Consider the following 21,470-nt stretch of genomic DNA (forward strand, 5'->3'; position numbering starts at 1 on the left):
TTCACTCCGGCCTTTTCGCTTTCTAGTTTCGATCAAGCCTCTGATGGCTTGGCCGATGGCGTTGGGCGCACCCGCGCCACCACGATGACCAGTGCCAGAAAGACCAGCCCGGCACCGACGGCATAAGGCATGCCCGCAAAGACGAACGGCGCATTCATGCCGGTGAACCCGGCGAAGAGCTGCGTGAAGATGAGCGGACCGATGATGGTCGTAATGCTCGACACGCTTGTCAGCGCCCCTTGCAATTCGCCCTGCGCTGAAGGCGGAACCTTGCCTGCCGCAATACTGCGCAGCGGCGGATCGGCCAAACCTTCCAGCGCCGTCAGGAAGATGACGGCATAAACCATCCAGCCTTCCCATGCGATGGCATATCCGATCATGCCAAGACAGGAAAACAATACTCCTGTAATCGCCGTGCGCCGTTCACCAAGCACTGGCAAAACCCTTGGCAGAACCAGTGCCATCACGAATGCCGCGCCGATGCCGAAGAGCCCCAACGAGAGACCAATCTGGGCTTCGCTCCAGTTATAGCGATAAGCACCGACGAAGGCCCAGACGGACGGATAGACTGCGTGGGCCAGCCAGAACAGGAAGAAAACCAGCACCACCCAGCCGATGCCGGGATAGCTTCGCATCTGCTTGAGCGCGCCCAGCGGATTGGCGCGGGCGATCTGGAAAGAACGCCGGTTTTCGCGCTTCAACGTCTCCGGCAGCAGGAAATAGGCGAGGATGAAGTTGATGAAAGACAGGAACGCCGCTCCGTAGAACGGAACGCGCGGACCGAATTCACCCAACAAACCGCCCAGAACCGGGCCGAGTGCGAAACCGACCCCGAAGGCAATGCCGATCAGGCCGAAATTGCGCGCACGATTGCTGTCATCGCTGACATCGGCGATATAGGCGGATGCCGTCGCGAAGCTCGCTCCGCTGATACCAGCCAGAACACGACCGACAAACAGCATCCAGTAGGAGACTGCGAGCGCGCAGATCAAATTGTCGAGCGCAAAGGTGAAGATCGAGGCGAGCAGCACCGGGCGGCGCCCGAAACGGTCGCTCAGATTGCCGATCATCGGCGCGAACAGGAACTGCATCCCGGCATAGACCAGCAAAAGCCAGCCACCATCGACGGCTGCGGTGCTGATATCCGCGCCGGTTAACTCTTCAAGAAAAGTCGGCAGAACCGGCATGATGATCGCAATGCCGATAATGTCGAGGAACAGTGTCATAAAGACGAGTAACAAGCCCCGCCGTACAAACTGGGGATCATGCATGGGACACCTGAAACATGCTCCACGACAAACGAGGTGGAACATTCATAAATTGTGTTGATTGAAGAACTCGCGCGCCATCGCCGCTCAAAACTGAGCGTCACGCTTGCAAATCGGAAAAAGGCCGCGCCGGTGCGAAAGCATTTATCTGGAAAATTATTTCACGACAAGGCGAATATTGCAGGCTTTCGACAAAAAGAACGGGCGTTGTTCCTGCATAAAGAAAAAGGCGGTCGAAACCGCCTTTTTCTACAGTTTCAAAGTGATCTCCACACTACAGTTGCAAATTCGTCAGGCCGTGGCGAAAAGAGTGATTTTCGAGTACCGGAGCGGAGCGTACTTGAAGGTACGTGAGCACCGGAACGCAGACAAAGCGCTCTTTGCAGCCCGGCATCACGAAGAATGCGACTGTAGTGTTAAACATCACCGCTGAATGTATCGCATGATTCCAGCTTGCCGCTATCGAAACCGCGCTGGAACCACTTGGCGCGCTGGGCGGAAGTGCCGTGGTTGAAGCTTTCCGGCACAACGTAACCCTGACTACGGCGCTGCAGCGTATCATCACCGATCTGGTGTGCCGCATTCAGAGCTTCTTCAAGGTCGCCTGCCTCCAGAATACCCTTCTGCTCCGTGTAGTAACCCCAAACACCGGCAAAGCAATCGGCCTGAAGCTCGACGCGAACCGACATCTGGTTGGCTTGCGCTTCGCTCATCTGCTGGCGCATCTGGTTGAATTTCGGCAGAATGCCGAGCAGGTTCTGGACATGGTGCCCGACCTCATGCGCCAGGACATAGGCCTGCGCGAAATCGCCGGAAGCGCCGAAGCGGTTTGCCAGTTCCTTATAGAAACTCAGATCGATGTAGAGCTTGCGATCGCCGGGGCAATAAAACGGCCCGGACGCAGCAGAAGCAAAGCCGCAGGCTGAACGCACCTGCCCGGAAAACAGCACCATCGTGGGCGGCGTATAGGTCTGGCCACGCGACTTGAAAATGCCGCTCCAGACGTCTTCCGTCTCAGCCAGCACCGTACGGGCGAACTGCGTTGTCTCGTCATTGGCAACATTGCCACCCTCGGCAGCCGTTCGTCCGGATTGTCCGGCCTGCTGGGTTACGCTCGGCCCCATGCTGCCATCACCGAACAGGATCGGCAGCGGATCGATGCCGACCGCGCGCAGAACGAAGAACATAACCACCAGAATCAAAATGCCGGAAATGCCGCCGCCGCGAACGATTCGAAAACCGGGACCGCCGAGGCCGCCGCCGCGACCGAAGCCGCCACCTATGCCACCGTCCTGCGTCCCGCGCTGATCTTCCACATTGTCACTTTGCCTACGGCCTTGCCAGCGCATTGACCAACTCCCCTGCACCGTGCCGCTCTCAACGAAGCAGCACCAAACTATACCTGCAATTGTCGCATAAAGAGTTGGCACGGCAACATAAAAAGTAAATGGCAGCGTCAATCACAAACGAAGACTCTTTCGCAATAGTTTGGGCACAAGAAAACTCTTTCTGTTTCGATAGGCAAAACTTGCTGCAACAAGCGCCATCAGAAGACATGCCACGAGAAATGGCGACTTCAAGCCATAGGGAAAGGCGACTTCATTCATGATGCGCCCAGGCATGAAGGCGAAGAACCCTGCCCCGAGGATACCGCCCAGATAAACGCTTTTGATGATTCGGCGATGCACCTCGATCTGCCCCCTCCGGGCCGCCGCGACAGCGCGCGCGCACCCCAACAGCACCAGTAACGAAAGGATGTGTATGGGACTGAACCCGCCGACGAGGTTGATCTGATGAATGAAGAAGCTGGAAATTGCGGTCACGATCATCAGCATCACCCAAAGCCGTCCGAGCACTTTGTGCAATCTGGTACCTTTGCGACGCATGAAGATGACAAGACCGATGATCGCAGCTGGCAAGACAGTTGCAACATGAATTTGAACGGCAAGCGGCGCATGAAGAAGCGGTTCGAAGTTCATCGCAGGGTTCCTGTTGAATTTCCTATCGCTTTCAACAAGACTGCGCTCGTCTCAATCGAAACGGCGTCAAATGCAGGAAAACTTCGTGACCGGCGGCCTGTTGCAATTCGCGCTTCGTGAATTGTCGACCATTCTTCGTGCGCCACGCCTGTGGGGCACCTTCATCATCGTCGTCCTGGTCTTCACCATTACCGGCCCCTTCGGAACGGACCTGTCCATGCCGGTGGCAGTTCGCTTCTTTTACTGGCTCTCGGTGCAGTTTGCCGGGTGGGCTACGGCAATTATCTTTTCCGTGCTGGCTGATGCTTTCCTTGAACCTGTCGCAAGACACGCCTTTGCCCGCATGATGACCGGAGCAGTCGTGGCCGCGCTGCCGATCGGGCTTTGGGTTGCGGTCATCGACTGGGGATTTTCCGGCAGAGCGCCGACGACTGCAGCCATCCTTGCCAATGCCGTCATTGCGCTGCCGCTCAGCGCCCTGTTCTGCATTCTGGCCTATATGACGCTGCGCCGTGATCTGGAAGCTGTGCCGAGAAATGTTTCTGAGTCGTCACCTCCATTGCTGACCCGGCTGAAACCGGATAATCGGGGTGCGATCCTGCGCCTCTCCGCCGAGGATCACTACACACGGGTGGTCACCAGCCGGGGGCAGGAACTCGTTCTTCTACGCTTTTCAGATGCTGTGAAAGAGGTTGGCGCGACGAGTGGGCTTCAGATACATCGCTCGCACTGGATCGCCGACCGATATGTCGCGGGATTGCGCAAAGCCAATGGCGGTTTCAGCCTGCTGACGAATGACGGCGACCTGCTGCCGATCAGCCGCGCGAGCCAGAAATCGGCCCGCGAACGCTTTGGTTCAGTCATAAAACCCACCGAGAAAGCATAAGTGCTTTCGGCGCCTGCCAGGCCCCCACAATCTATACGCTAGCAATTGCAGAAATGCTCGGCATCCGTTACAGCGTGTACCGTCAATGGGGGGCATGGGCGATGCAGAACCGAAAGCAGCTTTATTCGATCCAGATTTTGCGCGGTCTTGCGGCAACAGCCGTCCTGATCGCCCATACGATCGAGCATCCACGTGCAGAAACAAACAATGCCATCACGATGCTAGGCGTTTTCGGTGTTCAACTGTTCTTCGTCATCAGCGGCTTCATCATTGCTTATGTCAATGCCGACGGTCCGTTCAGGCCCGGTGACTTTCTGCTACGCCGCGTTTTCCGCATCGTGCCGCTTTACTGGCTCTGCACGATCACGGTTTTCTTCTGCGCGCTCTATCTGCCTTCGCTATTCAAGACGACGGTTCCGGATGTAGGCTATTTCATCAAATCGCTGTTCTTCATACCCGCCGCCACACCGGGCGATCCAAGCGATTGGCGCCCGCTCTTCAAACTCGGCTGGTCGCTGAACTACGAATTGTTCTTCTATCTTGTATTCGCCCTGTTCTGGTGGTGCAAAAATGCCTTGCAGCGCACGATCTTGCTGACCGGCATCTTCGGCGCATGCGTCATCGGAAGCTTCTTCGTTGAACCATCAGCGAGTATTGCAGCCTTCTATCTGCACAAGAACCTGCTGACATTCATGTTTGGCATGTGGCTGGCAGAAGCGGAAAAGCATCGCCTGTGGGAAAGAATGCCCCCGGTCGCACTGGCCGGAATTGGTATCCTTGCCATGGCAGCGCTCTACGGCACCTTCTCCACCCCACTGGTCGCGTTCAACAACTTCTCCACCTATCTGGTCATGTGCAGCGCGGCTGTATTGCTGGTTGCCGGTGCATTGGGCATCGAACGCTGGCTCGGCGACCTGCGAGACAATTTCTTTGTCGATCTCGGCGCAACTTCCTATTCGCTCTACCTGACCCATATGTTCGTGGTCGGTTTCGGCTGGGCGGTGATGCGCAAGCTGAACCTCGGTCCCATGCTTGAAATCGCCGGCATGGCTGCCATCGTGATTGGCGCGATCATCGCAGCAAAGATTTCCTACCGCCTGATCGAACTACCGTCGAACAGGCTCGGCCATATGCTCACAAAGCGCAAAAAGCCGTCTCTGAAGGTCGCTCAGGCAGAAGCCTGAGCGACCTGCGAACGCTTTGGTTCGGTTATAACATCCATAGAGAAAGCATGAGGCGGGCAAGAATTTTCGTGAATGCCTGCACTTTCTTTGAAATAAAACGATTTGTGGGGTTCCGCTTTCGGAATCGATTGCCTATAAGGCCCGCTTAGCCCACAGAATTCATACGCTGCCAACCCGCCGGAAAACCGTGCGGGCTTTTCTGGCAGGCTAAGCAGCATGTCTCTCGAAAGTGGGAAGTGGTTTCGAGACAAAGACATGCGTAAAACAAGAGCATGATCCCGAAAAATGGGAACCGGTTTTCGGACAAGATCATGCGCGCGAAGAAGATAGGACGAGCGCCCATGCCGAAACGTACAGATATCAAATCGATCCTGATTATCGGCGCGGGCCCCATTGTCATCGGCCAGGCTTGTGAATTCGACTATTCGGGCACGCAGGCCTGCAAGGCGTTGAAAGAGGAAGGCTACCGGATCATCCTCGTCAACTCCAACCCGGCCACGATCATGACCGATCCTGATCTGGCGGATGCAACCTATATCGAACCGATCACGCCTGAAGTGGTGGCCAAGATCATCGCCAAGGAACGCCCGGACGCACTGCTGCCGACCATGGGCGGCCAGACCGCGCTGAACACCGCATTGTCGCTGCGCCGCATGGGCGTGCTGGAGCGCTACAATGTCGAGATGATCGGCGCCAATGCGGAAGCCATCGACAAGGCGGAAGATCGCGCGCTTTTCCGCGAAGCCATGGAAAAGATTGGCCTCGATACGCCGGAATCCAGGCTCGCCAACGCCACCGAAATCAAGGACGAAGACCGCAAGCGTCACGAAGCAAAGCGCGCCGAAGTCAAGGCTCAGTTCTCGGGTGACGAGCTGGACAAGGCTCTCGACAAGCTTGAAACCGAATGGCAGCTCGGCGAAGTCGAACGCAAGCAGCGTTACATGACGCATGCGCTTGCAAAGGCTGCGCAGGCGCTCGACGTGGTTGGCCTGCCTGCCATTATCCGCCCAAGCTTCACGCTCGGCGGTACGGGCGGCGGCATTGCCTATAACCGCCAGGAATTCTTTGAAATCATCGAGCGCGGTCTGGATGCATCGCCGACGACTGAAGTTCTGATCGAAGAGTCGGTTCTGGGCTGGAAAGAATATGAAATGGAAGTCGTCCGCGACAAGGCGGACAACTGCATCATCATCTGCTCGATTGAAAACCTCGATCCGATGGGCGTGCATACCGGCGACTCGATCACCGTTGCACCGGCGCTGACGCTGACCGACAAAGAATACCAGATCATGCGTAACGCCTCGATTGCGGTGCTGCGCGAGATCGGCGTCGAAACCGGTGGCTCCAACGTGCAGTTCGCGATCAACCCGGCCAATGGCCGCATGATCGTCATCGAAATGAACCCGCGCGTGTCGCGTTCCTCGGCTCTGGCTTCCAAGGCCACCGGCTTCCCGATTGCCAAGGTCGCAGCCAAGCTTGCCGTCGGCTACACGCTCGACGAGCTGGATAACGACATTACCGGCGGCGCGACGCCAGCCTCGTTCGAACCCTCGATCGACTATGTCGTCACCAAGATCCCGCGTTTCGCCTTCGAGAAATTCCCCGGCTCCTCGCCGATCCTGACCACTGCCATGAAGTCGGTCGGTGAAGTCATGGCCATTGGCCGCACCTTCCAGGAAAGCTTGCAAAAGGCGCTGCGCGGCCTCGAAACCGGCCTGACGGGCCTTGATGAAATCGCCATTCCGAACATCGAGGAAGGCGACGAAAAGAACGCGATCCGCGCTGCCATCGGCACGCCGACGCCGGATCGTCTGCGCATGGTCGCGCAGGCAATGCGTCTCGGCCTGACCACCGAGCAGGTGCACGACGCTTCGAAGATCGATCCGTGGTTCCTCGAGCAGATCGAAGCCATCGTGAAGACCGAAGAGCGCATCCGCGAACACGGCCTGCCGCAGGACGCTGAAAACCTGCGCATGTTGAAGTCCATGGGCTTCTCCGATGCGCGCCTTGCAAGCCTGACGAGCAAGGACGCGGAAGACGTGGCCAAGCTGCGCGGCGAACTCGATGTGCATCCGGTCTACAAGCGCATCGACACCTGCGCTGCGGAATTTGCTTCGCCGACTGCTTATATGTACTCGACCTATGAAACGCCATTCGTCGGCCAGCCGCGCTCGGAAGCCGAAGTGTCGGATCGCAAGAAGGTTGTCATTCTCGGCGGCGGTCCGAACCGCATCGGTCAGGGCATCGAGTTCGATTATTGCTGCTGCCATGCGGCTTTCGCGCTCAATGATGCCGACTATGAAGCCATCATGATCAACTGCAACCCGGAAACGGTTTCGACCGACTACGACACGTCGGATCGTCTCTATTTCGAACCGCTGACGGCGGAAGACGTGCTGGAAATCCTGCGCGTTGAACAGGAAAAGGGCACGCTTCACGGCGTCATCGTACAGTTTGGCGGCCAGACCCCGCTCAAGCTCGCCAATGCGCTTGAAAAGGCCGGCATCCCGATCCTCGGCACGTCGCCTGACGCTATCGACCTTGCGGAAGATCGCGATCGTTTCCAGAAGCTGTTGATCAAGCTCGATCTCAACCAGCCGAAGAACGGTATCGCCTATTCGGTGGAGCAGGCACGCCTCGTCGCAGCCGATCTGGGCTTCCCGCTTGTCGTGCGCCCGTCTTATGTTCTGGGTGGCCGCGCCATGCAGATCATCCATGACGAGCGTTCGTTGCAGAACTATCTGCTCGACACCGTGCCGGAGCTGGTGCCGGAAGACATCAAGGCCAAATATCCGAACGACAAGACCGGCCAGATCAACACGCTGCTCGGCAAGAACCCGCTTCTGTTCGACACCTACCTGACCGAAGCCATTGAAGTGGACGTCGACTGCCTGTGCGACGGCAAGGACAGCTTTGTCGCCGGTATCATGGAGCATATCGAAGAAGCTGGCATTCACTCCGGTGACTCGGCCTGCTCGCTGCCGGTACATACGCTTTCGCCAGAAATCGTTGCCGAACTGGAACGCCAGACGGCAGCGCTGGCCAAGGCGCTTCATGTCGGCGGCCTGATGAATGTGCAGTTCGCCATCAAGGACGGCGAAATCTTCATTCTCGAGGTCAATCCGCGTGCATCGCGTACGGTTCCGTTCGTCGCCAAGACGGTCGGCACCCCGATCGCCAAGGTTGCAGCCCGCGTCATGGCCGGTGAAAGCCTGGAAGCTGCACTCGGCGCCTACGGCGGCAAGCCGAAGACGCCTTCACGCCCGCATATTGCAGTCAAGGAAGCGGTATTCCCGTTTGCCCGTTTCCCCGGCGTCGATACGCTGCTCGGACCGGAAATGCGCTCGACCGGCGAAGTCATGGGCCTCGACTACGACTATGCTTTGGCCTTCGCAAAGGCACAGCTTGGTGCAGGCGTGGAACTGCCGCGTGAAGGCACGGTCTTCGTATCTGTTCGCGACGAAGACAAGGAACGCGTGCTCGGCGCGGTCCGCAAGCTTGCAAGCATCGGCTTCAAGGTCATGGCAACCGGCGGAACGCAGAAGTTCCTCGAAGCCAACGGCGTCGAATCGACCAAGGTCAACAAGGTCATCGAAGGCCGACCGCACGTGGAAGATGCGATCCGTAATCGCCAGATCCATCTCGTCTTCAACACGACGGATAGCGCAAGTGCTGTATCCGACTCCAAGTCGATCCGCCGTGCAACGCTGATGCAGAAGCTGCCTTACTACACGACCATGGCCGGAGCCGAAGCAGCCGCCGAAGCTATCGCCGCGCTCAAGGCCGGATCGCTGGAAGTTCGTCCGCTGCAGGATTATTTCCGCTGATAGCCTAAAGACATCCCGAAACAAGAAAGCCGCCGGGTGACCGGCGGTTTTTTTATGCTGTTTTAAGGGCTGGTATCTCCAACGGCTTACCTGAAGGATCCCCTTCCAGACTGACCTGCTGGGTGAAAAGGCCATCGTGCAGATGCGGCTTGCCAAGATGAATGACGGCTGCATCCTTCAACTCGGTGTTCAGCATATCGCGAATCCGGTCGTAAGCTTCGGCATCGAGACCATCGAGCGCGCCGTCGATCACAATCCATTGCGGCTTCTGCAAGATCAGGCGAGCGAAAGCGATTGATTGGCGCTCATCGTCGGTCAGAACACGATCCCAGCGCGCAACGCGATCAAGACTCGTGGAAAGCCGTTCAAGCCCGGCCCGCCGCAGCACATTCTCCAAGTCTTCTTCCGAAAACTTTTTGATATCAAGCGGATAGACAATCACACCCTTGAGGTTGCCGGGCGGAAAATAAGGTGCGCGCGGCATGAAGGCGACACCATCGCCGACGGGCATACCGATCCGCCCCTCGCCCCATGGCCAAAGCCCTCCCAATGCGCGGAACAACAGCGTTCTCTGCGTCTCGGTTCCACCCGTGACCAGCACCCGTTCGCCGGGCTTTACCGAAAAGGCCTTGCGGGAAAGCTTCAGGCACAGATCGGGCGCGGCGATGGAAACATCATCCAGCGTCAGCCTGTCATTGTCATTCGTCGCGAGATCGATCTGTCGGTCCAGATGGCCAAGTTCGTCCATGCGCAGCACCGCCTGACGGAAGCTCGCAACACGCAGCAGCGTCGCCCGCCAGTCCGCAATCGCTCCGAAATTATCGACAAACCAGCGCAGTGAATTATGCACCTGCGTAAACGCACCAACGGCCATCATCAGCCCACCGAAGGTCAGTCCTCCGGAGAAATAGACCGGCGCCGCAACGAGGATAGGCGCCACGATGGTGAGCCAGCCGTAGCCGGCGGTCACCCAGGTCAATCGCGTGGTCGCAAAGACGATCTTGCGGATTGCAGCCATAACCGCATCGATATCCAGATCGAGGCGGCGTCTTTCGTCCCCTTCGCCGCGCGACAGGGTGATGGCGTCCACGTGCTCGTTGACCCGCATCAGCGACGCGCGGAAATCAGCTTCGCGCGCATAGCGATTGGCGTTGATATTGACCAGGCTGCGCCCGACGATCCATGTCAGCCACGATGCGGATGCCGCATAGATGATGACAGCCCAGACCATGTAACCGGGGATCGAGAAACTGTAGCCCGCGACATGAAACACGAAGCCGCTCGACAGCGACCACAGGACGCCGACGAAACTCACGAGAATGACGGTCGACTGGAGGAGATTGATCCCTAGATTGCACGATGTTTCCGCAAGGTGACGTGCATCTTCATGCAGACGCTGATCGGGATTGATGCCGATCTCGCCTGCATTGGCGAGACGAAACGCCCTCCCCGGCACCAGCCATTGCCCCACCAGATCACGTGCCAGCCCCTCGCGCATCTTGAGCGCAAACATCTGGTTGAGCCAGGTTTGCGATACGTTGAGCACGAGCAGGCTGCCCGCAATGCCGAAGAAGACCATCAGTTGATGGAAGAAAGCCTGCAAATCGCGGCGGGAGAGCGCATCGTAGAAAGGTTCGTTCCAGCGATTGATGGCGACCTGCCCGACGGCGATCAGCACGACGAGAACGAAAATGCCGGTTCCAAGCATAATCAGCGTGTTGCGCACCGGCGAAGTCATAAAGGCCCCGACCATCATCGACATCTGCGAGAAAAGATCGGTTCCGTCGCGTGAGGGGGGCCCCCCGATCAGCTTTGCCGAACTTTTGCGCAGGCGCTCGGTGACGCTGCGTCTGGGCTTTCTGCGGCGGCGCTCTTTTTTAGGCGCGCTCTGCTTCGTCTTGTCCTTGTCTGGTTCAGACGTCATGTCCTGCCTCGCTGCCCATCCGCCCGCTCAATTTTGCAGATATATTTGTAACATGCTCATTATGTACGTCACGTGGAAGTCAAAGATAGGAGATCACACGCTTTTCGCGTGGGCCAGCGCAATGACCCACAACAATATGCGGGTTTTACCGCAAATCATTCGTTGCAATTATGGCCTGAACACAAACCCTGCCGGAAGCATTCCATGACTGTCACAATCCAGCCCATCGACAAGGTGCTCATTTACGCGACATGGAGCGGTCGCCTTCTGGTCTTTGAAGAGCCGGATTTTCCTGAAACGCCGCTTCAGGTGCCGGGCGGCACGGTCGATGCAGGAGAAGATATTCTCGCGGCCGCCTATCGCGAATTCGCCGAAGAAACAGGGCTTTTCTACGACGACGGCATGATCCATCTCGAAACTATCGATTATGATTATCCCGAACGGGGACAGACCGAGCTTCACCGCCGCCACTGCTTTCATTTGCAATTGAGACGTGCCGCGCCTGAAACCTGGGATCATTATGAAATGACGCCATGCGATGGCAGCGCCCCAATCCTGTTCCGGCTGTTCTGGCTCGACCGATCGAGCGCGCAAAACCGGCTCGGACTCGGCATGGCAGAAAGCCTGAGCAAAATCAGTTTCTAGCTAGCATTCTAGCTGTCTTGTATTGGTCAAATTTGTCGCATATAGTTAGCACATCGATTTTTCGGTCAAGTGACTTTGCGACCCGTGCGGCCCGCCGTGCTTCCTGACGATCTCCTGTCCATAAATTCGATTCACAGGGACGTGTGCGAAGCATACGGACTACTCTACTACTAATGTTACAAAGGAATTTCCCATGGCTACGGGAACAGTTAAGTGGTTCAACACGACCAAGGGCTTCGGCTTCATCCAGCCTGATCAGGGCGGCACGGACGTTTTCGTTCACATCTCCGCCGTTCAGCGCGCTGGTCTGGCCACGCTCGATGAAGGCCAGAAGGTTTCGTACGAAATCGTACAGGACCGTCGTTCGGGCCGTTCGTCTGCCGACAATCTGGTCGCAGCATAAGTTTTGCCGCAAGGCAGAGAAAAGGCGGGTCTTCGGGCCCGCCTTTTTTATTTGTCTGCCTTCCTCAGCCCCTCGCCAGTGCGCTTGCACCCAGAATCAGAGCCGCGATCAGCGCCGCGACGGTGCGGACGTGATTCCATATGGTCCAATCGCGCACATAAGCGAGCCAGACATCCGTCGAAGCGGCGGCATTGGCATCCATCGCGGCAAGCTGGTTGTTCAGCGGCACATTCAAAGCCATCGTGACGCCAATAGTGCCCACGAGATAGACGGCAGCGCCGATCATCGCCCATTTCGACAAGCCTCCGAAGCCCATAAATCCCAGTACGATAATCGCCAGACACAACAATGCAGTGCCGAAGAAGACGGCAAAGAACGTGCCATTAATGACGGTGATATTGATCGACTGCATCGCCGTTATGCCCGCATTGGCCGGAATGCGTGCCAGCGCGGCCATCACGAAACTTGAGAACGCATAAAAAATGCCGCCGGTAATCGCGCTTCCCCATGCCGTCAGCAGAACAAGCAATTGAAAACTCATTGTCATGATTATCCCTCCCATATGCCTTCAACGGCAGCCTTGCGCGCAAAATCTGCAAACCGGCGCGGCTTTCGTCCAAGGGCTTCCTCCACGCCATGCGCCACATTGGCGTTGCGGCCATCGAAAAGTTCGGTGAAAAGATAGCGCAAAAGCGTGATGACATCTTCCGGCAATGCCTGTTCACGCAATGCGGCCTCGTAATCGGCGAATGAGACCGGATGAAACGACAGCGTCCGACCTGTCGCTCCGGCGATTTCGCTCACAGCCTCGTTGAAGCTGAACAGTTCCGGCCCAGTCAGCTCATAAAGCCGGTTGCGATGCCCCGCCTCGGTAAGCGCGGCAACCGCCACATCCGCAATGTCGTCGGCATCGATGAAAGGTTCCTTCGTCGGTCCGACCGGTAAGGTCAGCGAGCCTGAAAGCAACTCGTCCCGCATGTAGTTTTCGCTGAAATTCTGCATGAACCAGCTGGCACGCAGCACGGTCCAGTCCAGCCCGGAAGCCTGCAGAACCCGTTCCGCAGCTTCCGCCTCCTCCTCGCCCCGTCCAGACAGAAGCACGACATGCTTCACACCTGCCGTCTTTGCCGCCGCGAGAAATGCGCGAATGACATCGACGGCGCCCGGCAAGGCAATATCCGGCTGGTATGTCACATAGGCGCTGTCGATACCGTCAAGCGCCGCAGCCCAGGTGGATTGGCTGTTCCAGTCAAAGGGAATCTCGGTGCTCCGCGATACGGCCCGAACTGAAAGCCCCTTCTGCCGCAGCTTTTCCGCAACGCGCCTGCCGGTTTTGCCGGTAGCACCAATCACCAGATAACGATCATCAAGATACGTATTCATCTTCCTTCTCCCAAAATATGAGCAACCCTCATATTTGCAATATGTGAGTAATCCTCATATTCTGTCAAGAGAGAAAAATTGTGAGTCGGTCATGAAGCAGAATTCCGCCAAGCAAGCAGAAACAAGCAGCGCACCGATCCTGCGCCGCACGCCCAGCCAGAGCCGCGCACAGGAAAAGATTCGGCGTATCGCTGAATGCGCCACAGCCCTGATCGCCGCCAAGGGCAGCGACAGCCTCAAGATGAGTGAAATTGCCCAGCAGGCCGGTATCTCCATCGGCGCGCTCTATCAGTATTTTCCCGATAAAAGCGCCCTGATCCGTTACCTGTTTGAAAGCTGCAATGCGCAATCGCGCCAATGCATCGCGGAAGGGCTTGCAGCAGCCAGTTCGGCTGACGAGTTGATCATCGCCTTCAATGCGCTGATCGATGAATATCTGACGCTAATGCGGCTGGAACCGGCAATGCGTGACATCTGGTCGGCCACGCAGACAGACAAGTCCCTGTCAAAGCTGGAAATTGCCGAAAGCAGGCAGAACGGCCAGCTCCTGGCCGATACGATCCGCCGGATCGCCCCCGGCAAGCTGCCGGCGCAACTGGACGAAACCGCCTTCCTGCTGATGCATTTCGGCGAATCCACCATGCGCATCGCCGTCGAGGTTCCGGAAAATGAGTGCGATGCGCTGATAGCGGCTTACAAGGTGATGGCTACGCGCAGCTTGCGCGACCTGATGGCGGGATAGAGCCCAATACCGCCCGATCCAATCAGTTTCCTTGCGTTAATATGTCAGCATTGCTGATGGATCTGTTCGTTTCGGCAACACATTTTCGCGAAATCAAGCAATTGCCGATGAAATCACAATCCATCTGTTGCGCTTCCTGCGCCGATGGGACATAGAAAACCCGCAAAACCGGACCTGCCCGGTGCCGGTTAACAGAGCCTGCCATCTATGGAGATCTATCATGGCATTTCTCGCCGACGCCCTTTCTCGTGTAAAGCCATCTGCGACCATCGCGGTCAGCCAGAAAGCACGTGAACTGAAAGCCAAGGGCAAGGATGTGATTGGTCTCGGTGCGGGCGAGCCCGACTTTGACACGCCCACGAATATCAAGCAGGCTGCCATCGACGCGATCAACCGCGGCGAAACGAAATACACGCCTGTTGCCGGTATCCCTGAACTGCGTCAGGCCATTGTTGCCAAGTTCAAGCGTGAAAACGGCCTCGACTACAAGCCGGAACAGGTCATCGTCGGCACTGGTGGCAAGCAGATTCTGTTCAACGCCTTCATGGCCACGCTGAACCCCGGCGATGAAGTCATCGTTCCTGCCCCTTACTGGGTCAGCTATCCGGAAATGGTGGCGATCAACGGCGGCAACCCGGTTTTCATCAACACGAAGATCGAAGACAATTTCAAGCTGACGGCCGCCGATCTGGAAAAGGCGATCACGCCGAAGACCAAGTGGCTGATCTTCAACTCGCCGTCGAACCCGACCGGCGCGGCTTACACGGAAGCAGAACTCAAGTCCCTGACCGACGTTCTGGTTCGTCATCCGCATGTCTGGATCCTGACCGACGACATGTATGAGCATCTGGTCTATGGCGACTTCGTGTTCACGACGCCTGCTCAGGTCGAGCCTTCGCTTTACGACCGCACGCTCACCATGAACGGCGTGTCAAAGGCCTATGCCATGACCGGCTGGCGTATCGGCTATGCGGCAGGACCACTGCAGCTCATCAAGGCCATGGATATGGTGCAGGGTCAGCAGACCTCGGGCGCTTGCTCCATCGCACAGTGGGCCGCAGTCGAAGCCCTCAACGGTACCCAGGATTTCATCCCGGAAAACAAGAAGATCTTCCAGGCCCGTCGCGATCTGGTCGTATCGATGCTGAACCAGGCAAAAGGCATCAAGTGCCCGACGCCGGAAGGCGCGTTCTACGTCTATCCTTCCTGCGCTGACCTGATCGGCAAGAAGACGGAAGCTGGCAAGGTCATCGAGACCGATGAAGACTTCGTCACCGAGCTCTTGGAAGCTGAAGGCGTCGCCGTCGTTCACGGTTCGGCTTTCGGTCTTGGACCGAACTTCCGTATTTCCTATGCAACGTCGGATGCACTTCTCGAAGAAGCCTGCACCCGCATCCAGCGCTTCTGCGCCAGCCTGCGTTAAACAGCTGTATTGAAGAAGAACTAAAGGGGCCGAAAGGCCCCTTTTTCGTTTCTATACTTCTGAGAAAAAGAGGCGGTCTGGCAAAAAGCCAAAAAAAAAGCCAGACAAATGTCTGGCTTTGAGTTTTGAAGGTGCCTTTGAGGCAAACCTCCAGAGGGGAACACTCAGCCTGCGCAAATGGGAGGAGGAAACGCAGCGCTGAGATGACCTTTATATGCCTGTTGCCCATTGTTTTTGCAATGCGACTTTAGCGCAATGCAGCTATGCATTTTACGCATGTCTAGATCAGGCCATAAAACAATTTAAAAACAATATGTTATGCCGATAAAAATTGCTTCGTAATATTATAATGAGCAGATTAGCCGCCTAAAGCATGAGCATCAGCAAAACAACGATGCCTCCAAATTTGGCAAATCCCCCTTTTTGAGTCGCTCAAAGCAGATGTCATGCAACTGTCACTGCAATGCAGCGGGCCTGTCACACAACGCGCCTAAAAGCCCCGGCAAGATGCCGCGCATGATGCGCCCGGCAGAGTGCAGCGCGTGAAACGTGCTGCGGCAATAGACAGACCCGAGAAGGAGCGTACCCGTGCGGATCGTTCAGATTACAGACACCCATCTCAGCCCAATCAAGCCGCACTTCAACCGCAACTGGGAACCACTCGTTGCCTGGATCGATCAGCAGAAACCTGATCTCATCATCCACACCGGCGACCTTACAGTCGATGGCGCCGATGTGGAGGCCGATCTTCTGTTCTGCCGCACCTGCTTGAGCGAGCTTCCAGCGCGTGTTCTCAGCCTTCCGGGTAACCACGATATCGGCCATCTTCCCGAAAGCCACCAGCCGGTCAATCCGCAGCGCCTGATGCGCTGGCGCCGTCATATCGGTCCGGATAGCTGGGCGGAAAACTTCGGCAACTGGCGTATCATCGGCCTCAACAGCCTTGTCATCGGCTCCGGCGAGGCCGAAGAAGCGGAACAGTTCCAGTGGCTCGAAGACGAATTGAAAAACAGCGATGGCAAGCCCGTCGCGGTCTTCGCCCACAAGCCGCTCTTTGTGGACGATCCGGATGAGGGTGATAGCGGCTACTGGGGTATCCGCCCTGCCCCACGCCAGCGTCTTTATGATCTTTTCGCGCAGTATAATGTGCAGCTTCACGCCAGCGGTCACCTGCACCGTGCGTGGTCGGGCGATGCTTTCGGCACGAACTATATCTGGGCGCCTGCCGCCGCCTTCATCGTCGGGCCGATGGAACGCGACCTCCCCGGTGAGCGTATCCTTGGCGCTGTCATCCACGATCTCGACGAGATCGCCACAAGCAGCATTATCCGCATTGACGAGCTGACGCCCTACGTCATCGATGACGTGGTGCATGAGGTCTATCCGCACCATACCGGCGATGGCGAGAAAGTCACCGAGGAGGCAAGCCAGTGAGCACGCTCGTCCTTCGTGACATCGGCAAATCCTACGGGGGCAACCGCATTCTCGATGGAATTTCCATCGAAGCTGCGGAAGGTGAATTCATCGCTCTCGTCGGCCCATCAGGCTGCGGAAAGAGTACGTTGCTGCGTATTCTCGCCGGTCTGGACCATGCTGATGAAGGAAGCGTGGAGCTTGCGGGACGCAACATAACCGGCGCTCACCCTGCCGACCGGAACATCGCCATGGTGTTTCAGTCCTACGCGCTCTATCCCCATCTGACGACGGCACAGAACATCGCGGTGCCGCTTGCAATGCGTGATCTGACCGCCGTGGAACGCCTGCCCATGATCGGCGCTTTCTTTCCCGGCCAGCGCAGCAAGCGCGCCGCCATCCAAAAGCAGGTCAAGGCAACCGCAACGAGCCTTAAGATCGACCATCTGCTTGATCGCAAGCCGGGCCAGATGTCCGGTGGCCAGCGTCAGCGTGTGGCCCTTGCCCGCGCGCTTGTCCGTCAGCCGGGCGCATTCCTGATGGATGAGCCGCTGTCGAACCTCGATGCCAATCTGCGCGTTCACACCCGCGCAGAAATCGTTGAACTGCATCGCCGTGCCGGTGTCCCCACCATCTATGTGACCCATGACCAGGCCGAAGCGCTCAGCATGGCCGACCGCGTTGCGGTCATGATGGGCGGCAAACTGCTGCAGATCGACACGCCGACCGCGATCTATAATGATCCACGCCATATCGAGGTCGCGCAATTCATCGGCACGCCGCGCATCAATATTCTGGAAGCATTGGTCAGCGATAGCGGCATGGTGCATTTTGCAGGCCGCGCCATCCTGCAGGACGTCGCCGCCCATTCCGGCACCGCTATCCGCATCGGCGTTCGTCCGGAACATTTCCAGCTCAAGCCGCACGACAAGACAGGCATTTCCGGCACAGTCTCGCGGATTGAATTTCTCGGCTCGGAAGTTCTCGTCTATCTCAAGGCTCCCGGTGCCTCGCAGGACCTCACCGTGAAACTTGCACCCGAAGAAGCGCGCGACATCGTCGTCGGCCTCCCCGTGGGCCTGCATTTCGATGCCAGCAACGCCTACCTCTTCGCAGAAGATGGCCTGCGCCTGCGCCAGCCCGCCGGAAACATCGTCAAGCTTGCAGCACCGGCAAAGGCTGCCGCTCATGTCTGATATGACGCTATCCAGCCACGCAGCCAGCAGCGCACGCACGGCGGCCGAAGAAGCCCGTCGCCGCGAAGAGCGGCTGGCCTGGAAACTGGCAGCTCCGGCCATCGTTTTGACGGTACTGCTGATCCTCCTGCCAACCGCCGCCGTCATTTTCTGGAGCCTGACCAATTTCGAGCTTGGTTATGACGGTTTCGAATTCATCGGACTGGAAAACTATGCCGAACTCTTCAGCGACCGGACATTTCTGATCTCGCTGAAGAACACCGCCATCTATACCGCGATCGTGGCACCCGCTTCCGTCTTTCTCGGCCTCGGCGTAGCCCTCCTCATTGAAGGCGAAGTTCGCGGCAAGTCCTTCTTTCGCACCGTCTATTTCCTGCCGGTCGCATCGCTCCTCGTGGCGATGGCAACCGTCTGGCAATATCTGCTGCATCCGACACTCGGCCCCGTCAACGCCATGCTGGGCATGATCGGCATCGCCGGTCCAAACTGGCTAGGCTCCAGCGAGACGGTGCTGTTCAGCCTCGCATTGATCGGCATCTGGCAGAGCGTCGGCTTCAACATGGTGCTGTTTCTGGCCGGTCTCACGGCCATCCCGCGAGAACTCTATTCGGCTGCTGAAGTGGATGGCGTGAAAAACAGTTGGGAGCGCTTCCGGCTGGTCACATGGCCCCTGCTCGGCCCAACCACGCTATTCGTCACGACGATCAGCATCATCAATGCCGTGAAGGTGTTCGAGACGGTCAAGACGCTGACCGAAGGCGGCCCGAACAAGGCTTCCGAAGTCCTGCTCTGGACCATTTATCAGGAAGGCTTCGTCTATCTGCGCGTCGGCTATGCCTCGGCGATGACAGTGATCTTTCTCGCGGTCCTCGTGATCCTGATGATGTTGCAATTCCGTGTGCTGGACCGCCGCACCCATTACTAGAGCATGTCTCCCAAAAGTGGGAACCGGTTTTTGGATAAAGACATGTGTAAAAACAAATAGTTAGAGCGGCTACCAAGATCCCGTTTTAACTAGAACCACTCTGAGGAACCCGGTATGTCCTTCGCCCGTTCGCTTCGCCTTGGCATTCTTTCACTGGGTGCCCTGCTTTTCCTCGCACCCTATATCTTCATGCTGTCGACGGCGGCAAAGTCGCAGCAGGATATTTTCTCGTCTTCCTTGTCGCTGATCCCGCACAACTGGGCGCTCTGGGACAATCTTGCCAAGGCATTCAGCCGTGTGCCGATGGGGCTTTTGCTGTTTAACGGCGTGGTCGTCTGCGCACTTGTTCTGGTCATTCAGGTCGTGGTCGCAATTCCCTGCGCCTATGCCATGGCAAAGCTCAATTTTCGCGGCCAGCGCGCCATGATGATGATGGTCATGCTCGGTCTGCTCGTGCCGATCCATGCCACCGCACTGCCCTTCTATGTCGGTTTCAATCAGCTCGGCGTGCTCAACAGCTATTTCGCTCTCAGCGCACCGTTCTTCATCTCGGTCTTCGGCATATTCCTGTTTCTGCAGTTCTTCCGCGCCATGCCGGATGATCTGATCAGCGCCGCCCGCCTCGACGGCATGTCAGAGGCAGGCATCGTCATGCGGGTGATCGTACCCAATGCCTGGCCTGCGATAACAGCCTTTTCGATCTTTTCGGTTGTCGCGCACTGGAACGATCTGTTCTGGCCGCTGATCGTCGTCAACGGCATGGAACGCGCCACACCGCCGCTCGGCCTCCTCTATTTCCGCGCTGCGGAAGCAGGCGATGATTACGGGGCACTGATGGCCGCAACTCTCATCATCACCCTGCCGCTGCTGCTGGCATTTCTCGCCGCCCAGCGCCGCTTCATCGAAGGCATTACCCTCACCGGCCTCAAGGGCTGAATTCTTCCCTCCCATCCTCTACAGGAGTTCAAACATGAAACGCTTTTCCAGCGCACTCGCCGCTCTGGCAATGGCAACAGGCCTCTGCTCGCCTGCCTTTGCCGACACGACACTGAACGTGCACTATCCGATGCCGGGCTTTTTCAAGGATGTCATGGCCGACATCTCCAAAAAATTCATGGAAGAAAATCCGGACATCAAGATCAACTTCGTCAGCCCGTCGGCGACCTACGAGGAAGGCATCCAGACGATCATGCGTCAGGCCGGAACGTCGGAAATGCCGGATATCACCTTCACCGGTTTGAACCGCCTGCGTGTTCTGGCGGAACGCAATATCGGCGTCGACATGAAGCCTCTGGTCGAAAAAGAAACCGACATGGAAGCGCAGGGTTTCACCGATCATCTTCTGAGCCTCGCCCGGGTTGGCGACCGTCAGGTCGGTCTTGCTTTCGCAACCTCCAATCCGATCATGTATTACAATGCCGATCTTCTGAAAGCGGCAGGCGGTAATCCCGACACTCCCCCCACCACCTGGGACGAAGTGATTGAGCTCGGCGGCAAGATCAAGGCCCTCGGCAACGGCAATGAGGGCATCGACTTCCGCTGGCAGGGCGACGACTGGATGTTCTCAGCCCTTCTGTTCGGCGCGGGCGGCACCATGCTGACTGATGACGAGAAGAAGGTTGCCTTCAACGGTCCGGAAGGGCTTGAAGCCTTCAAGCTTGTCGACCGCATGGTGAAGGAAGGCGGCATGCCGGTTCTGACCAAGGCTGCGGGCGAACAGGCTTTCGCGGCTGGCAAGGTCGGCTTCTCGTTCCAGACGACTGGCGCGCTGCGCAACACGATCAAGAATGTCGGCGACAAGTTCGATCTTCGCACGGCGAAAATCCCGCTCATCAACGCTGAAAAGGGTCGTCTGCCAACCGGCGGCAACGCGGTTGTCATCCTGACCGAAGATCAGGCCAAGCAGGATGCGGCGTGGAAATTCGCCAAGTTTGCCGCCGGACCATACGGCGCTTCCGTCGTCGTCCCCGGCACCGGCTATGTGCCGAACAACGAACTCGCTGCAAAGTCCGATGAATATCTCGGCAAGTTCTACGAGGAAAATCCGCTCTTCAAGGCTGGCCTCAGCCAGATGTCGCTGATGATCCCGTGGTATGCCTTCCCTGGTTCGAACGGCGTGAAGGTGACGCAGACCATCGTGGACAATCTTTCGCGCGTCGTTGAGCAGTCCGCCACGCCGGAAGATGCCCTTGCCGATGCGTCCAAGGAAGTCCAACGCCTGCTGCCGCGCAAGTAATCAGCCATCACCAAAAAACAAAAGGCCGCGCTGATT

General features: G+C 57.4%; 19 protein-coding genes and 1 pseudogene. 14 read left to right on the forward strand and 6 right to left on the reverse strand.

From position 1 onward, the window contains the following. Positions 1-32: 32 nt before the first annotated feature. The gene (locus F9K94_RS04825) at positions 33-1,271 is read right to left on the reverse strand and encodes a TCR/Tet family MFS transporter (protein WP_061345960.1); all 1,239 of its coding nucleotides are present in this window, start codon (positions 1,269-1,271) and stop codon (positions 33-35) included. 51 nt (positions 1,272-1,322) lie between these two features. On the opposite strand from F9K94_RS04825, the gene F9K94_RS04830 reads away from it, so the two are divergent. Continuing rightward, entirely contained in the window at positions 1,323-1,622 is a 300-nt protein-coding gene (locus F9K94_RS04830; protein WP_151643936.1) for a hypothetical protein, read from the forward strand. Between the two features lie 62 nt (positions 1,623-1,684). On the opposite strand, the gene ypfJ is transcribed toward F9K94_RS04830, so the two are convergent. Continuing rightward, positions 1,685-2,617, reverse strand: a complete 933-nt coding sequence (gene ypfJ, locus F9K94_RS04835) for a KPN_02809 family neutral zinc metallopeptidase (RefSeq protein WP_151643938.1) — start codon at positions 2,615-2,617, stop codon at positions 1,685-1,687. 111 nt (positions 2,618-2,728) lie between these two features. After that, a complete protein-coding gene (locus F9K94_RS04840; RefSeq protein WP_151643940.1) occupies positions 2,729-3,247 on the reverse strand; it encodes a DUF2306 domain-containing protein in 519 nt (172 codons plus the stop codon). Between the two features lie 85 nt (positions 3,248-3,332). Here F9K94_RS04840 and F9K94_RS04845 point away from each other — a divergent pair, with 85 nt between their 5' ends. The 3 genes from F9K94_RS04845 (at position 3,333) to carB (ending at position 9,144) form a co-directional block, all read left to right on the forward strand. Next, on the forward strand, positions 3,333-4,133 hold the full coding sequence (locus tag F9K94_RS04845; protein WP_235920562.1) for a LytTR family DNA-binding domain-containing protein: 801 nt from the start codon (positions 3,333-3,335) through the stop codon (positions 4,131-4,133). A gap of 101 nt (positions 4,134-4,234) precedes the next feature. Continuing rightward, on the forward strand, positions 4,235-5,317 hold the full coding sequence (locus tag F9K94_RS04850; protein WP_061345956.1) for an acyltransferase family protein: 1,083 nt from the start codon (positions 4,235-4,237) through the stop codon (positions 5,315-5,317). A 341-nt stretch (positions 5,318-5,658) separates the two neighbouring features. After that, positions 5,659-9,144, forward strand: coding sequence for a carbamoyl-phosphate synthase large subunit (carB, locus tag F9K94_RS04855; protein WP_151643944.1), 3,486 nt, complete (start codon positions 5,659-5,661; stop codon positions 9,142-9,144). 52 nt (positions 9,145-9,196) lie between these two features. On the opposite strand, the gene F9K94_RS04860 is transcribed toward carB, so the two are convergent. Then, entirely contained in the window at positions 9,197-11,068 is a 1,872-nt protein-coding gene (locus F9K94_RS04860; RefSeq protein ID WP_151643946.1) for an ABC transporter ATP-binding protein/permease, read from the reverse strand. 204 nt (positions 11,069-11,272) lie between these two features. On the opposite strand from F9K94_RS04860, the gene F9K94_RS04865 reads away from it, so the two are divergent. Beyond that, a complete protein-coding gene (locus F9K94_RS04865) occupies positions 11,273-11,713 on the forward strand; it encodes an NUDIX hydrolase (protein WP_151643948.1) in 441 nt (146 codons plus the stop codon). A 193-nt stretch (positions 11,714-11,906) separates the two neighbouring features. Next, the gene (locus tag F9K94_RS04870) at positions 11,907-12,116 is read left to right on the forward strand and encodes a cold-shock protein (protein WP_006471898.1); all 210 of its coding nucleotides are present in this window, start codon (positions 11,907-11,909) and stop codon (positions 12,114-12,116) included. A gap of 64 nt (positions 12,117-12,180) precedes the next feature. Here the strand turns inward: F9K94_RS04870 and F9K94_RS04875 are convergent, their stop codons facing one another. Together F9K94_RS04875 and F9K94_RS04880 are read right to left on the reverse strand one after the other, a co-directional pair. After that, a complete protein-coding gene (locus F9K94_RS04875; RefSeq protein ID WP_151643950.1) occupies positions 12,181-12,663 on the reverse strand; it encodes an anthrone oxygenase family protein in 483 nt (160 codons plus the stop codon). A 2-nt stretch (positions 12,664-12,665) separates the two neighbouring features. Further along, positions 12,666-13,499 carry an NAD(P)H-binding protein gene (locus F9K94_RS04880; RefSeq protein WP_151643952.1) on the reverse strand — a complete coding sequence of 278 codons (834 nt, stop codon included), beginning with the start codon at positions 13,497-13,499 and terminating at the stop codon, positions 12,666-12,668. A gap of 91 nt (positions 13,500-13,590) precedes the next feature. On the opposite strand from F9K94_RS04880, the gene F9K94_RS04885 reads away from it, so the two are divergent. The 8 genes and pseudogenes from F9K94_RS04885 to F9K94_RS04915 all read left to right on the forward strand — a co-directional run bounded on the left by F9K94_RS04885 (position 13,591) and on the right by F9K94_RS04915 (position 21,434). Continuing rightward, positions 13,591-14,241, forward strand: coding sequence for a TetR/AcrR family transcriptional regulator (locus F9K94_RS04885; protein WP_151643954.1), 651 nt, complete (start codon positions 13,591-13,593; stop codon positions 14,239-14,241). Between the two features lie 220 nt (positions 14,242-14,461). Next, complete coding sequence (locus F9K94_RS04890; protein WP_061345950.1) at positions 14,462-15,664, forward strand: pyridoxal phosphate-dependent aminotransferase; 1,203 nt, start codon at positions 14,462-14,464, stop codon at positions 15,662-15,664. Between the two features lie 8 nt (positions 15,665-15,672). After that, a pseudogene (locus F9K94_RS24910) lies at positions 15,673-15,871 on the forward strand (hypothetical protein). 381 nt (positions 15,872-16,252) lie between these two features. After that, positions 16,253-17,098, forward strand: a complete 846-nt coding sequence (locus tag F9K94_RS04895; RefSeq protein ID WP_151643956.1) for a metallophosphoesterase family protein — start codon at positions 16,253-16,255, stop codon at positions 17,096-17,098. Continuing rightward, a complete protein-coding gene (locus F9K94_RS04900) occupies positions 17,095-18,273 on the forward strand; it encodes an ABC transporter ATP-binding protein (RefSeq protein WP_151643958.1) in 1,179 nt (392 codons plus the stop codon). The genes F9K94_RS04895 and F9K94_RS04900 overlap by 4 nt, the downstream gene beginning before the upstream one ends. Then, positions 18,266-19,198, forward strand: coding sequence for a carbohydrate ABC transporter permease (locus F9K94_RS04905; RefSeq protein WP_151643960.1), 933 nt, complete (start codon positions 18,266-18,268; stop codon positions 19,196-19,198). The genes F9K94_RS04900 and F9K94_RS04905 overlap by 8 nt, the downstream gene beginning before the upstream one ends. A 114-nt stretch (positions 19,199-19,312) precedes the next feature. Beyond that, positions 19,313-20,134, forward strand: a complete 822-nt coding sequence (locus tag F9K94_RS04910; RefSeq protein ID WP_061345945.1) for a carbohydrate ABC transporter permease — start codon at positions 19,313-19,315, stop codon at positions 20,132-20,134. A gap of 34 nt (positions 20,135-20,168) precedes the next feature. After that, positions 20,169-21,434 (forward strand): ABC transporter substrate-binding protein, encoded by a 1,266-nt coding sequence (locus F9K94_RS04915; protein WP_151643962.1) that lies wholly within the window; start codon positions 20,169-20,171, stop codon positions 21,432-21,434. Positions 21,435-21,470 lie beyond the last annotated feature (36 nt).

Origin of the sequence: Brucella tritici (genome assembly GCF_008932285.1) — a bacterium.
Lineage (GTDB): Bacteria > Pseudomonadota > Alphaproteobacteria > Rhizobiales > Rhizobiaceae > Brucella > Brucella tritici.

Excerpts from the sequence above, each read along its gene's own strand:
- F9K94_RS04825 (WP_061345960.1), bottom strand. The coding sequence starts at position 1,271 with ATGCATGATCCCCAGTTTGTACGGCGGGGCTTGTTACTCGTCTTTATG.
- ypfJ (WP_151643938.1), bottom strand. The coding sequence starts at position 2,617 with ATGCGCTGGCAAGGCCGTAGGCAAAGTGACAATGTGGAAGATCAGCGC.
- F9K94_RS04840 (WP_151643940.1), bottom strand. The coding sequence starts at position 3,247 with ATGAACTTCGAACCGCTTCTTCATGCGCCGCTTGCCGTTCAAATTCAT.
- F9K94_RS04850 (WP_061345956.1), top strand. The coding sequence starts at position 4,235 with ATGCAGAACCGAAAGCAGCTTTATTCGATCCAGATTTTGCGCGGTCTT.
- carB (WP_151643944.1), top strand. The coding sequence starts at position 5,659 with ATGCCGAAACGTACAGATATCAAATCGATCCTGATTATCGGCGCGGGC.
- F9K94_RS04860 (WP_151643946.1), bottom strand. The coding sequence starts at position 11,068 with ATGACGTCTGAACCAGACAAGGACAAGACGAAGCAGAGCGCGCCTAAA.
- F9K94_RS04865 (WP_151643948.1), top strand. The coding sequence starts at position 11,273 with ATGACTGTCACAATCCAGCCCATCGACAAGGTGCTCATTTACGCGACA.
- F9K94_RS04870 (WP_006471898.1), top strand. The coding sequence starts at position 11,907 with ATGGCTACGGGAACAGTTAAGTGGTTCAACACGACCAAGGGCTTCGGC.
- F9K94_RS04875 (WP_151643950.1), bottom strand. The coding sequence starts at position 12,663 with ATGACAATGAGTTTTCAATTGCTTGTTCTGCTGACGGCATGGGGAAGC.
- F9K94_RS04880 (WP_151643952.1), bottom strand. The coding sequence starts at position 13,499 with ATGAATACGTATCTTGATGATCGTTATCTGGTGATTGGTGCTACCGGC.
- F9K94_RS04885 (WP_151643954.1), top strand. The coding sequence starts at position 13,591 with ATGAAGCAGAATTCCGCCAAGCAAGCAGAAACAAGCAGCGCACCGATC.
- F9K94_RS04890 (WP_061345950.1), top strand. The coding sequence starts at position 14,462 with ATGGCATTTCTCGCCGACGCCCTTTCTCGTGTAAAGCCATCTGCGACC.
- F9K94_RS04905 (WP_151643960.1), top strand. The coding sequence starts at position 18,266 with ATGTCTGATATGACGCTATCCAGCCACGCAGCCAGCAGCGCACGCACG.
- F9K94_RS04910 (WP_061345945.1), top strand. The coding sequence starts at position 19,313 with ATGTCCTTCGCCCGTTCGCTTCGCCTTGGCATTCTTTCACTGGGTGCC.
- F9K94_RS04915 (WP_151643962.1), top strand. The coding sequence starts at position 20,169 with ATGAAACGCTTTTCCAGCGCACTCGCCGCTCTGGCAATGGCAACAGGC.